The following is a 13163-nucleotide window of genomic DNA, read 5'->3' as shown; positions in this document are numbered from 1 at the left end:
ATGAGCAGTTCCGCCCCCGCCAAGAAGCCCGTCGTGATCTACGGCGTCACCGGCTACACCGGCCGCCTGGTTGCCGAATACCTGCGCGAATATCGCGTGCCGTTCATCGCCGCCGGCCGTGACGCCAAGCGCATCAAGGAAGTGCTCGACAAGGTGCCGGGCATCGAGACCGCCGACTACGAGATCGCCGAAGTCGAGCACACCGTCGAAGCGCTGACCAAGCTGTTCAGCGGCGCCAAGGTGGTCTGCAACATGGTCGGCCCGTTCATGAAGTTCGGCCCTGAAGCGGTCGAAGCCTCGCTGGCTGCCGGCTGCCATTACACCGATACAAACGGCGAGCAGAACTGGATGATGCACGCCGAGGAAACCTGGGGCGCCAAGTTCGCCGCCAAGAATCTGCTGCTGTCGCCCGGTGTTGCCCAGATGTACACCACTGGCGAAATCGCCGCGAACATCTGCCTGGAACAGCCGGGCCTCGACACGCTCGACATCCTGGTGCTGTGGAAGGGCTTCCCGACCTACGCCTCGACGCAGACGATCTTCAGCATCCTCACTGCCAACTTCTACTACCTGGAACAGAACAAGTACGTGCAGTGGTCGCCAACGGCGAAGGCCGAAGTGATCGTGCCCGGCCAGCATGAGACGGCGATGGCGCTGCCCTGGGGCGGCACCGCGCATCCGGTCTGGTTCAAGAACGATCCGCGCGTTGCCAACTGCAAGGCGCAGGGCGGCGTGTTTGCCCGCCCGGTGATGGAAGGTGTGGTGCAGATCACCGGCGTCGTTGAAGACCAGATCAAGAAGATGCCGAAGGCGGAGCAGGAAAAGGCGCTGTCGGACATGGCGGCGAGCCTGCAGGCCGGCATGCCTCCGCGCGAGAATCCGCGCGAGAACACTTCGGTCGACTCGGTCCACGCCAGCGGTCCGCTCGGCCGCGCCCATTGCGTGATCCACGGCACCTGCAACTACAAGCAGACCGGCCTGCTCCAGGCCTATCTCGCCTATTACCTGCTGCAGGCGCCGCCGAAGCGCGTCGGCTTCGCATCGGGCTGCCAGGCTTTCGGCCATCGTGAACTGCTTGGCCAGTTGCAGGCCTTCGGTCTGGTCAGCGCACCGCAGCTGACCCGCAACGGAGTGACTGTCGCCGCCTGATGCGTTGAGCTGATCGTGTCATCGAGCCGCTCCGCTGCCGAACGCAGCGAGGCGGCTTTTTGTTGGCTGATGTTCAGCGCCGCCAGACCTCATCCAGCCGCGCCGGGCCCAGCCGACGATCGAGCGCCACGACCAGCAGCAGGCAGCCGAGCGCAGAGAACACGAGAGCCGCCGCGAACGTCGGCACATAGCCGTAGGCATCGCCGATCGCCGCTGCCGTGAACGCCGCCAGCCCCTGCGCGACCAGCACTGCGCAGGCCAGCAATGTGTAATCGGTGCCCGCGTGCTCGGGGTCCGAGGCGTCCATCATCAAGGTGAACAGGGCCACCGTCGCCATGCCGCCGAACAGATGCTCGGTGATGCAGGCGGTCCAGACCAGCGCGCGATCATCCGGCGCACCGGCGGCGAACACGTATAGCAGCAGACTCAGCGCCTGGGCGATGCCGCAGCCAAGCAAAGCCCGCCGCCGGCCGACACGGAACGCCAGCCAGCCGCCGGCCGCAGCTCCGATCAGACTCATGATCGAACCGAGCGTGCCCTTGACGATGGCAATCTCCTCGGTCGACCAGTGCGCATCCTTGAGCATCGGCCCGACCAGCGACGAGGTCATCGCATCGCCGAACTTGTAGGCACAGACCAGGGCCAGCAGCGCCAGCATGCCGGGCACCCGCAAGCGCGGCAGCCAACCCGCCGCAAGCGCCGGCAGCGACGGCCTGGCCTTGCGTGCCGCGCCATCCGAGGCCTCTCGATAGAGCAGCACCGGCATACAGGTCAGCGCCAGCAAGGCCGACATGCCGAGACACATGGCCACCCAGCCGAACTTCGCGTAGACCCACAGCAGCAGGCCACCGCCGAGCACCATGCCGATGCGGTAGGCGCCAACCTGGATGCCGTTGCCGAGTCCCCTCGCCTGCGCATCGAGCAGACGCACCGCCATGCCATCGGTCGCCACGTCCTGCACGGCGGCGAGCACGTTGAACGCGAACACTGCCGCGAACACCGCGAGGAAGCCGCGGGCGGGATCGATCAAGGCCAGCAGCGCCGCCCCGATCGCGGCGATGAACTGGATCGGCAGGATCCAGCTGCGCCGCGTGCCGACGTGATCGACCAAGGGCGCCCACAGAAACTTCAGCGCCCAGGGGATGAACAGCAGGGCGGTGGCACTGATCGCCTTCAGCGAAGCGCCGTTTTCGCGCATCAGCACCGGCAGCGCCTGGGTGAAGAAGCCGTACGGCAGGCCCTGGGCGAGGTACAGGCTGGTCAACAGCAGCAAGGGCGCTGTACGCGCGGCGGCAGGTGTCTCGGAAAGCATCGGAGTCTCGGGCGACATACTCACAGCCTACGCAGGCCGCCCGCTTTGCAACAGCCTGCGTGATCGCCGCACTGCAATGAATTCTTCGCTAAGGTCAGCCCACGAACGCCGCAGGAAATCTCACGATGAACGAAGCCGATTTCGAGTACGCAGGATTCTGGATCCGGGTCTGGGCCAGCGTCATCGACAGCGTGCTGCTGTTGCTCGTCATCATGCCGCTGGTGATCAGCGTCTACGGCTGGGACTACTACTTCGACCCCGAAGCCGCATTCATCCGCGGCCCGGCCGACTTCGTCATTTCCTGGCTGCTGCCAGCGGTATCGGTCGTGCTGTTCTGGCTGCTGCGCCGAGCCACGCCGGGCAAGATGGCGATCGCCGCGACCATCGTCGACGCCGGCACCGGTGGCGCGATCACGCCGCAGCAGGCGCTGATGCGCTATGTCGGCTACTTCGTGTCGACGATCCCGCTCGGCCTCGGCCTGATCTGGGTCGCTTTCGATGCGCGCAAGCAGGGCTGGCACGACAAGCTGGCCGGCACCGTGGTGATTCGCCGTCGGCGCGGACCGCAGCCGGTGCGCTTCGATCAGCCCCGCTGACGGAACCCGGAGCGAGTTCAGGGCTTCAGCGTGACCGAGTAAGGCACGCGATTGCGGTCGTCGACCACTTCCACCTTCAGCGCATCGGCGGTCAGCGCAAAGGCCATGAAGCCGGCGGTGGCCGCGGCAAACAGGCGACCATCGTCCTTGTCCGGCGCACCGAGCGGGCGCACTTCCGAACCGGCGCCGGACACGATATGGGTCACAGTACCGCCAGGGCGACGGATCACCTGCAGATCGTGCTCGTGCCCGGCCATGTAGGCCTGCACGTGATACTTCTCGAGCAATGGCACCAGCGTGGCTTCCAATTCCTTCTGGATGCCGCCGCCGGCTTCCTTCTTGCGCTTGCCGACCGTGTACACCGGGTGGTGACCGACGACGATCTTCCAGCGCGCCGTCGATTTCTTCAGCTCGCTTTCGAGCCAGCGCAGTTGCCGCGCCACGTCCTGATCGTCGACCGCGTACTTGTCCGGCTGTCTCTGGTAGTCCTCGATGAACGGCGAGGTATCGATGAAGAAGAATTGAGCATTGACGCCTGAGCCCTCGCCGGCCTCGAAGGTCTTGGTGAAGTAGCGCGACGGCATGTGCCAGCGCCGGCTGCGCTTGCTGTAATCGATCTGCGCCTGCGGATTGCCGCGATAGTCGTGATTGCCGAGTACCACGTACCAGTCGGTGTGCAGCGCGTGGTCGGTGTAGATGTCTTCGAACGATGCCTTCCAGGCCGGATCGTCGACGCTGGCAACGCCGTTCGGATAGAAGTTGTCGCCGACCGAAATCACGAACGCCGGATCAACCTTGCGCGCCGCTGCCGCCAGCCGGCCGGCGGTATCGCTCTGGCCGTCTTCGCCATGGCGGCCCCAGTCGCCGATGACCAGGAAATGCAGCGCGTCCTTGACCGGCGTCACCGGTGACGTGGGTGGCGTGATCGGCCCGGCAAAGACGGACGCGGACAGGACGATGGCCAGCGCAAGCGCGGCAGAGCGAAAACGGTTCATGGTCAATGCGGAAGGTGGATGTTTCAGAAGTTCAGCTTGATGCCCAGCTCGCCGGTGAAGCCGTACTCCTCGTACTGCGAGTTGTAACGCTTCGAGCCGAGGTAAGCATAAAACGGTTCGTCATTGAGATTGATCAGATTGACGTAGACGCGCGCGTAGTCGGTGAGCTGATAGCTGCCGGTGAAATCGAACTGCAGATTGCTGGCGGCACTGCGATCGAAGCGTGGATCGTCGAGTTCCTCGAAGGAATCCAGATAGGCACTGCGATAGGTCGCCGAGATGCGGGCGCTGAAGCCGTATTTCTCGTAGCCGAGCGCGAGGTTGCCGACCTGATCCGACTGCCGTGGCAGCGATACCTTCTCGTCGCGGAACGGCAGCCGCGCCTGGCTGTCGACGAAGGTCGCGTTGGCCGACACCAGCAGGCCATCGAACGGTGACGGCAGGAAACGCAGCGACTGCGTGTAGCCGAGTTCGAGGCCATAGACCTCGGCGGTGTTGCCGTTTACCGCCTGGAACACTTCGTCGAAAGCCTCGAAGCCGGGACTGCCGGCGACATCGGCGATGACGATGAAATTCTTGATCCGCTTGTAGAACGCGCCGGCCGACACCACGCCGACACCGCCCGGGTAGTACTCGAAAGCCAGATCGACGTTCTGGGCGCGGAGCGGCTTCAGATCCGGATTGCCGGCTTCGGCCACTCTTTCGATTTCGCCATCGTTATCGGTGATTTCGACCGACAGCCGCGGCGCCGCATCCTCGTAGCCCGGCCGTGCCAGCGCCTGCGTGTAGGCCAGACGGCCGAGCAGGCGCTTCGAGAAGCGATAGCGGAAATGCAGGCTCGGCAGCAGGTTAGTGTACTGGCGCTCGCCGGTGAACGGCGCAAAGCTCGGGTCGCCATCACCGTCGACTTCGTCGATCGTCACCTGGGTGCCGATTGCCTGGTAGTCGGTGTGCTCGACACGAACGCCACCGAGCACGCGCAAGGCGTTGATATCGACCGCCGCCAGTGCATAGCCGGCATAGATGTCTTCGTCAATGCGGTAATCGCCGCCGCGCGAACCGATCGCCGACTCGGCACCGTCGACTTCGAAACCATCACGACCGGCGTTGAAGAACGAGCGCAGGCGCCCGGTATCAACACCAGGCCCGAAGTTGCCGAGCGGATAACGGATGCCGGTGTTCGCATACGCGGACAGCGGCACGTCGTCGTCACCGAAGCCGTCGTACAGGCTCAGCTCGCCCTCGTTGGTCTTCTTGCGGATGCGCGCCTTGCCGCCGACCTGCACATGGCCCGGATAGCTGCCGAAGCTCAGATCGCGCTTCAGGTTCAACGCGAAGCTGGTTTCGCGCTCTTCGGTCTTGGTCGACTCGAATTCGATTTCGTCGAGCGCGTAGTTGTCGGCATTCAGCACGCTGTCGTCGAGTCCGAACAGCAGCGGCTTGCGACGGCTGTTCAGCGAATAGCCAAGATCGAGACCTTCGCCGACGAACAGGTTGGTGATGCTGTTCGGGTTCTTTTCGTTCGACACGCTCTGGGCAGCGACGTAGTCGAGATGCCAGGGACCGAAGTGGTGCTTGGCACCGAGCGCGGCCGTGAAGATGCGCTGCGTTTCGATGCGCGCACTCGCCTCCTTCTGCACTTCGGCGCCGAGGAACTCGCCGCCGTTGTCGTCGAGCGCCGAGACCTCGCCCTGATCGAAGGCGTACAGCGTGGTCTGCTGGACTTCGTCGTCCTCGAAACTCGAGTACAGGGTGCGCAGGTAGAACTGATGGTCGGTGCTCGGCCGCCAGTCGAAGTTCAGGGTCGTCGACAGGCGTTCACGGGTGATCGTGTAATCGCGTTGCTCGCCTTCTTCGAGGCCCGGCACTTCGCTGCCGTCCGGCGCTTCGAGGAACGGGAAGCCGGCGGTCTCGACATTGTCGGAACCGAAACGGCGGCGGAAGTAACTGACGCCGCCAGAGACGCCGAAATCGTTCTTCCCGGCCAGCGACAGCAGCCGCGTCGCGGTCGCCGCGAGGCGCGGGCTGACGATCTCGCGCTGATCGTTGTAGCTGCCTTCGCTGCGAAGGCTGAAGCTGTTGCCGCGATCAAAGGCGGTGGCGGTCTTGATCTCGATGTTGCCGCCGATGCCGTCGCCATCGAGGTCCGGCGTCAGAGTCTTGGTGACTTCCAGCCCTTCTAGCAGATCGGTGGCGATGACATCGAGATTCACCGCGCGCGTGTCGTTCTGCGGCGCGCCGACTCTGACACCGTTGACGGTCGCCGCATTCAGCGCTGGATCGAGCCCGCGGATGACCACGAAGCGGCCTTCACCCTGATCGCGCGCCACCGACAAACCCGGCAGGCGCTGCAGGGACTCGGCGACGTTCTGGTCCGGGTACTGATTGATGGCGTCGAAATCGACGACGGTCTTGATGTTGTCCGCCGCGCGCTGGCGATTCAGCGCGCCGGCCTGGCCAGCCAGCTGGCCAACCACCAGCACCTGCTTGAGCTTGACCGAGGCATCGCCAAGCACGAAGTCTTTTGCGGTTTCGGCGTTGTCGACAACGCTGATCGATTCGACCACTTCGTTGGCGCCGAGATACTGCGCGCTGAGCTTGTAGCGGCCGGCCGGCACGCCGCTGAACTGATAGCGGCCATCGCGATCGGCCGCAGCTTCGCGGCCCAGCTCCTGGATGCGGATGATGGTGCCTTGCAGCGAGGTTCCAGCGCCGCCCGCCACGCTGACCCGGCCGCTGATGGTGCCTTCGGCTTCCGCGGCGCCGCTGAGCAGAAATGCCGCAACCAATCCCCGTCGCGCCACCGATGGCGCGTAGCCCTTGCCCGTCATGAACATCCCCTTGAATGAAAGCTGCGCTCGGGTCATCGCCGGCTGATTGCCGGTCGATGCCCGTTGTCGAGCGCACCCTAGGGAGCAGGGATGACGGATTCGTTAAACGGCTGAATGACGCCGATTTTTGACTGAGGCCATCCGATAAATTGACGTTTATTCGACGTTATCCGGCCCCTCGCGCGCAAACTCGGCGACGGGCGCTACGCCTCTAGGGAGCAAACGCGGGTGGATTGGCCTTCGGCGCGCTCTGCGTGCCGCGCCGCAGATGGTTCTCGCCGCGGTTGGTCTGCAGGGCTGTCGCGAAGCTCTGGCCGCGCGAACGCTTGTCGATGGTGTCGACGTACCACCATTCGTTGCTGACTCTTTGCGGCGTGATGTCGAGCAGCATGTAGCCGCGCTGGTTCAGGTTGATGTACTTGAAGTGCGGGTTGTTGGTGCGCAACACCGGCACCAGCGCCTGCAGGCTGTCGAGCCCTGGCGAGGTGATCGAGGTGCAGACGAACTCCACGGCCAGCGAGCCGAGGCCAGTCAGCGCGTTGTAGCCGCCGAAACGGCCGCCGAGCAGCTTGTTCGGATCCGGCGTCAGATCAGCCGCCCAGGAGCAATGGATGTCGCCTGTCAGCACCACGACGTTGTCGACCGGATCGTTATTGCGATCACCCGCCAGGGTTTCGAAGATGCGGTCGCGACGCGGGCTGTAGCCGTCCCACTGATCCACGTTCAGGTACTGACTGAGCTTGCTGGCGTTCGGCAGGCCCAGCACCTTCAGCTGCGCGAACATCACGCCCTGGCCGATCAGCTTCCACTTGTTCTGCGGCGCGCGGCGCAGGCTGGTGATCAGCCAGTCTTCCTGCGCCAGGCCGAGAAGTTGGCGATTGGGATCGGTGAACGGGCCGGTCTGCAGGAACACGCCGAGGCCCGCTTCCGGCAATAGTCCAACCTGTGGCGTCAGCTGCTCGGCGCGAGCGCTGACCCGCTCTTCGAGCATGTGCAGATCGGCCAGATTGCCGATCGAGAATGAGCGATTGTTGTGGCGCAGATCGTTGGCGTCCGGCACCCGGGTCGGCATCCACTCGTAGTAGGCCTGCAACGCGCTGGCGACGCGCGTGGCCCAGTCGCCCTCGGTATCGGGCTGATGGTTCTCGGCGCCGCCGGCCCAGGCATTGTTGGCAAACTCGTGGTCGTCCCAGATCGCGATGATCGGATGCTGGCGATGCAGGGCCTGCAACTCCGGCTCGCGCTTGTACTGGCCGTGGCGGCTACGGTAATCGGCCAGGCTCAGGATCTCGTGCGCCGGTTCGTAGCTGCGCGCGTTGCCGTAATCGCCATTGCCGTACTCGTAGATGTAGTCGCCGAGATGGATGACGAAATCGAGATCGGCGCGCTCGGCAATCCGCGCGTAGGCGTTGAAGTAGCCGTGCGCCAGGCTGGAGCAGGACGCGACGGCGATCCGCAGGCGGTCGACATTGCCAACTGGCAAGGTCCGGGTCCGGCCGATCGGCGACAGCACCGCGCCGACGTTGAAGCGGTAGTAGTAAGTGCGCCCGGCTTCCAGGCCGGCGGCGTCGATCTTCACCGTGTAGTCGCGGCTGGCATCGGTGATCACGGCACCGGTCTGCACGATGACGCTCAAGCCCGGATCGGTGGCGACGAGGTAGCTTACCGTGACCGGGCCTGCATTTGGCGTGGTCACCCGCGTCCACAGGATCACCCGGTCCTTCAGCGGATCGCCGCTGGCGACGCCATGCACGAACGACAGGGTGGTTGCCGCGACGGCGACGTTGCCGCGCTCCGACAGCAGCGGCAGCGTGCTGGCCGCCAGCCCGGCGGCGGCAGATTTCAGGAAGTTGCGACGATCCAGTCCTGCGCGCTTCGGCTTGCGACGACGTTGCTGACCCATGGCTGCCTGCTCTCAATCTGGTGGCTGTAGCCCCTGATTGTTCGGCCCGGCAGTGACAACGGGATGACGCAGCCTGGTCTGTCTAGCGGCGCAGCCCCTTTTCCTGCATCACCATCGCCGCGATCTCCTCGATCGACATGTTTGCCGAGTTCAGATGCGGGATGTTGTTGCGGCGATAGAGTTGCTCGGCTTGCCGCAGTTCGTAGGCGCACTGGGCCAGCGAGGCGTACTTCGAACCGGGCCGGCGCTCGCTGCGCACCTGCTGCAGGCGTTCGGGGTCGGAGCTCAGGCCGAACAGCTTGGCCTGAAAGCCACGCAGCGCCTTCGGCAGTTTCTGGCTTTCGAGATCGTCCTCGGTCAGCGGGAAGTTGGTCGCGAACACGGCGTGCTGCAGCGCCAGGTACAGGGTGGTCGGCGTCTTGCCGCAGCGCGAGGGCGCGATCAGGATCACGTCGGCGCGAGCCAGATCACGGACGCTCTGGCCGTCGTCGTGCTCCATCGAGAAATTCATCGCCTCGATGCGCGCGTTGTAGCGGCCATGATCGCTCATGCCGTGAGCGCGGCCCTGGGCGTGACTGGACTTGATGCCCAGTTCCGCCTCGACCGGCGCGATATAGGTATCGAACAGATCGAGGAACAGCGCGCTGGCGGTGCGGATGATCGCGCGCACCTCGTCATTGACCGTGGTACTGAACACGATCGGCCGACGGGTTTCCGTGGTCGACACGTGATTGATATAGTCCACGGTCACGCGAGCCTTCTCGGTCGAATTGATGAACGGCAGCGTGATTTTCTTGAACTCGACGCCTTCGAACTGCGTCAGCAGCGTCCCGCCGAGCGTTTCGGCAGTAATGCCGGTGCCGTCCGACACGAAGAACACGATGCGTTGCGCACTATCGGTCACGCGTAAACGCCCCCTCTACCCGAATCCCCATTCCTTGCCATGTCCTGGTTTTATCTCGTTTTTGCCGGCCTGCTGGAAATCGGTTTCACGACCGCCCTGAAAATGTCGAACGGTTTCTCGCTCGAGCGGCCGAAATATATCCTCGTTTTCACCGCTTTCGCGCTGGCCAGCTTTTTCCTGCTGAATCTGGCGATGCGCACCATCTCGCTCGGCACGGCTTATGCAGTGTGGACCGGCATCGGCGCGGCCGGTACGGCCGTGGTGGGCGTCTGGTTCTTTCACGACACCCTGACCGGCCTGCAGATATTCTTTCTATGCCTGCTGATCGCCTCGATCATTGGGCTCAAGTTGGTATCCTGAGCCCAACAGCAGTCATCCTTCCCTCATTCAGCAGGAATTCCGGTAAATGGCGACCCCGACGGTACTCTGGTTCAAGCAGCTGGGCATGCACGATGTCGAGCTAGTCGGCGGCAAGAATTCCTCGCTGGGCGAGATGATCCAGCACCTCACCAAACTTGGTGTGTCGGTGCCGGATGGCTTCGCGACGACGGCCGAGGCCTATCGGGAATTCCTTGCCTATGAAGGCCTGGCCGATCGCATCAATGCCCAGCTCGATACGCTGGACGTCGACGACGTGGTCAAGCTCGCCAAGGTCGGCAAGGCGATCCGTGAGGCGGTAATGAAGGCACCGTTCCCGGCGGCGCTGGAAGCCGAGATCCGCACCGCCTATGACCGGCTGCTGGCCGAAGCCGGCGTCGAGATTTCGGTCGCCGTGCGGTCGTCGGCCACCGCCGAAGATCTGCCCGACGCCTCGTTCGCCGGCCAGCAGGAAACCTTCCTGAACGTACGCGGTATTGATGACGTGCTGGCGAAGATGAAGGAAGTGTTCGCCTCGCTGTTCAACGACCGCGCCATCGCCTACCGTGTGCACAAGAACTTCGATCATTCGAAGGTCGCCTTGTCCGCCGGCGTGCAGCGCATGGTCCGCTCGGATGTCGGCTCGTCCGGCGTGATGTTCACGATGGACACCGAATCCGGCTTCCGCGATGCCGTGTTCATCACCTCCAGCTATGGCCTCGGCGAAGCCGTGGTCCAGGGCGCGGTGAACCCGGACGAGTTCTATGTCTACAAGCCTTCGCTGGCTGCCAAGCGCCCGGCGATCCTGAAGCGCGGCCTTGGCGAAAAGGCCAAGAAGATGGTCTATGCCGACCCGGCGGGCGGCAAGGCGGTCGAGTTCACCAGCGTCGCTGATGCCGATCGCCGCAAGTTCTCGCTGACCGACGCGCAGATCACCGATCTCGCCGCCCAGGCGATGATCATCGAGAAGCACTACCAGCGGCCGATGGACATCGAATGGGGCCTCGATGGTACCGACGGCAAGCTGTACATCCTGCAGGCGCGCCCGGAAACCGTGCAGTCGCGCGCTGGCGGCAGTCGTCTGCGCCGCTACAAGCTGAAGTCGAAAGGCAAGGTGCTGATCGAGGGCCGCGCGATCGGCCAGAAGATCGGTGCCGGCCGGGTCCGCTTCCTGAACTCGATCGACCAGATGGAGCGCGTGCAGCCCGGCGATGTGCTGGTCACCGACATGACCGATCCCGATTGGGAGCCGGTGATGAAGCGCGCCAGCGCCATCGTCACCAACCGCGGCGGCCGCACCTGTCACGCGGCGATCATCGCCCGCGAACTCGGCATTCCGGCCGTCGTCGGCACCGGCAACGCCACCTCGGTGCTGAAGGACGGCACCGAAGTGACGGTCAGCTGCGCCGAAGGTGATACCGGTTTCGTCTACGCCGGCCATGTCGACTACGCGATCGACGAGATCGAGCTCGACAAGATGCCGGAGATTCCGGTCAAGATCATGATGAATGTCGGCACGCCGGAGCAGGCGTTCGACTTCGCGTCGCTGCCGCACAAGGGCGTCGGCCTTGCCCGTCTGGAATTCATCGTCAATCGCCAGATCGGCATCCATCCGCAGGCGCTGCTGGAGCTCGACAAGCAGCCGGCCGACGTGCGCCGGATCATCGATCAGATGATTTCCGCGTACCCGTCGGCGGTCGATTATTTCTGGATGCGCATGGCCGAAGGCATCGCGATGATCGCCGCGGCGTTCGCACCGGAGCCGGTGATCGTGCGCCTGTCCGACTTCAAGTCGAACGAGTACGCCAACCTCGTTGCCGGCAGCCGTTACGAGCCGCACGAAGAGAATCCGATGCTCGGCTTCCGCGGCGCTTCGCGCTACATCTCGAAGGACTTCCGCCCCTGCTTCGATCTCGAATGCAAGGCGCTGAAGTACGTGCGCGACGAGATGGGCCTGACCAATGTCCAGGTCATGGTGCCGTTCGTGCGCACGCTGGCCGAAGCCAAGGGCGTGTCCGACATCCTTGCCGCCAACGGCATGGCCCGTGGCGACAACGGCCTGAAACTGATCATGATGTGCGAGCTGCCGTCGAACGCCGTGATGGCCGACGAATTCCTCGAATACTTCGACGGCTTCTCGATCGGCTCCAACGACATGACCCAGCTCACCCTGGGTCTGGATCGCGATTCCGGTCTGGTGGCGGCTGGCTTCGATGAACGCGATCCGGCAGTCAAGAAGATGCTGAGCATGGCGATCAGCGCCTGCAAGCGCGCCAACAAGTACGTCGGCATCTGCGGTCAAGGCCCGAGTGATCATCCGGATCTCGCCATGTGGCTGCTTGAGCAGGGCATCGAATCGATGAGCCTGAACCCCGATACGGTGGTCGAGACTTGGCTGTTCCTGGCAGGTCAGAAAGCTTAGGCGCGGACTGTCCAATCGCCGCGCGGCAGTAGTTAGCGATGACGCGCGGAGGGTGTTTGCGTGGCCTGTTGCTGGCGGCTGTGATGCTGTTGGCAACCGTCACGGTCACGCGGGCCGACAGCACCCCAGGTCGCTTCGATTACTACCTGCTGAGTCTGTCGTGGTCGCCGGAGTACTGCGCGAAAGTTCACCGCGACGACGAAATGCAGTGTGCCCGTCCCTATGCCTTCGTCGTTCATGGCCTGTGGCCGCAAGACGAGCATGGCTGGCCCTCGGATTGCCCCTCCAGAGAACGGGTACCCGATGCAACGATCGAACGCATGCTGCCGCTGATGCCGAATCGCGGCCTGATCATTCACGAATGGCGCCGACACGGCACCTGCAGCGGCTTCAGGGCAGATGCCTATTTTTCGCTGGTCGAGCAGGTTTATCACACGATCAACATCCCGACCCGCTATCAGCGGATGACCACCGCCTTGAACGTTGCCACCGCTGAACTGCGCCGCGATTTTCTGACGGCGAACCCGGCCATGCCGAAGAAAGCGCTGATCCTGCAGTGCTCGGGCAGCTATCTGCAGGAAGTACGCATCTGTCTCGATCGAGAACTGAAGCCGCGCGCCTGCAGTTCGGAACAACGCAATCGTTGTGGCTCGAGCGTGCTGCTGAGGCCGATACGGGCCAGCGCCCACTAATC

General features: G+C 63.9%; 10 protein-coding genes. 5 read left to right on the top strand and 5 right to left on the bottom strand.

Annotated features, from left to right (window positions below):
• On the top strand, positions 1-1149 hold the full coding sequence (locus G513_RS0103755) for a DUF5938 domain-containing protein (protein WP_022975489.1): 1149 nt from the start codon (positions 1-3) through the stop codon (positions 1147-1149).
• Positions 1150-1222: 73 nt separating this feature from the next.
• On the opposite strand, the gene G513_RS0103750 is transcribed toward G513_RS0103755, so the two are convergent.
• On the bottom strand, positions 1223-2461 hold the full coding sequence (locus tag G513_RS0103750; protein ID WP_028475102.1) for an MFS transporter: 1239 nt from the start codon (positions 2459-2461) through the stop codon (positions 1223-1225).
• A 125-nt stretch (positions 2462-2586) separates the two neighbouring features.
• On the opposite strand from G513_RS0103750, the gene G513_RS0103745 reads away from it, so the two are divergent.
• On the top strand, positions 2587-3057 hold the full coding sequence (locus G513_RS0103745; protein WP_022975487.1) for an RDD family protein: 471 nt from the start codon (positions 2587-2589) through the stop codon (positions 3055-3057).
• A gap of 17 nt (positions 3058-3074) precedes the next feature.
• Here G513_RS0103745 and G513_RS0103740 read toward each other — a convergent pair whose 3' ends face one another.
• The 4 genes from G513_RS0103740 to ppsR all read right to left on the bottom strand — a co-directional run bounded on the left by G513_RS0103740 (position 3075) and on the right by ppsR (position 9690).
• Entirely contained in the window at positions 3075-4052 is a 978-nt protein-coding gene (locus G513_RS0103740; RefSeq protein WP_022975486.1) for a purple acid phosphatase family protein, read from the bottom strand.
• Positions 4053-4075: 23 nt separating this feature from the next.
• The gene (locus tag G513_RS0103735; protein WP_028475101.1) at positions 4076-6883 is read right to left on the bottom strand and encodes a TonB-dependent receptor; all 2808 of its coding nucleotides are present in this window, start codon (positions 6881-6883) and stop codon (positions 4076-4078) included.
• Positions 6884-7094: 211 nt separating this feature from the next.
• Positions 7095-8786 carry an alkaline phosphatase D family protein gene (locus tag G513_RS0103730; RefSeq protein WP_022975483.1) on the bottom strand — a complete coding sequence of 564 codons (1692 nt, stop codon included), beginning with the start codon at positions 8784-8786 and terminating at the stop codon, positions 7095-7097.
• Between the two features lie 82 nt (positions 8787-8868).
• Entirely contained in the window at positions 8869-9690 is an 822-nt protein-coding gene (gene ppsR / locus G513_RS0103725; protein WP_022975482.1) for a posphoenolpyruvate synthetase regulatory kinase/phosphorylase PpsR, read from the bottom strand.
• Between the two features lie 39 nt (positions 9691-9729).
• Here ppsR and G513_RS0103720 point away from each other — a divergent pair, with 39 nt between their 5' ends.
• From G513_RS0103720 to G513_RS0103710, 3 genes are all read left to right on the top strand, one after another.
• The gene (locus G513_RS0103720) at positions 9730-10050 is read left to right on the top strand and encodes a DMT family transporter (RefSeq protein ID WP_022975481.1); all 321 of its coding nucleotides are present in this window, start codon (positions 9730-9732) and stop codon (positions 10048-10050) included.
• A 46-nt stretch (positions 10051-10096) separates the two neighbouring features.
• The gene (gene ppsA / locus G513_RS0103715; RefSeq protein ID WP_022975480.1) at positions 10097-12469 is read left to right on the top strand and encodes a phosphoenolpyruvate synthase; all 2373 of its coding nucleotides are present in this window, start codon (positions 10097-10099) and stop codon (positions 12467-12469) included.
• Positions 12470-12552: 83 nt separating this feature from the next.
• Positions 12553-13161: a ribonuclease T2 family protein gene (locus tag G513_RS0103710; protein ID WP_169560494.1), complete on the top strand. Its 609-nt coding sequence runs from the start codon at positions 12553-12555 to the stop codon at positions 13159-13161.
• The last annotated feature ends 2 nt before the right edge of the window (positions 13162-13163 follow it).

This window comes from Nevskia ramosa DSM 11499, from assembly GCF_000420645.1.
Lineage (GTDB): Bacteria > Pseudomonadota > Gammaproteobacteria > Nevskiales > Nevskiaceae > Nevskia > Nevskia ramosa.
This window is presented reverse-complemented; position numbering and strand designations above follow the sequence as displayed.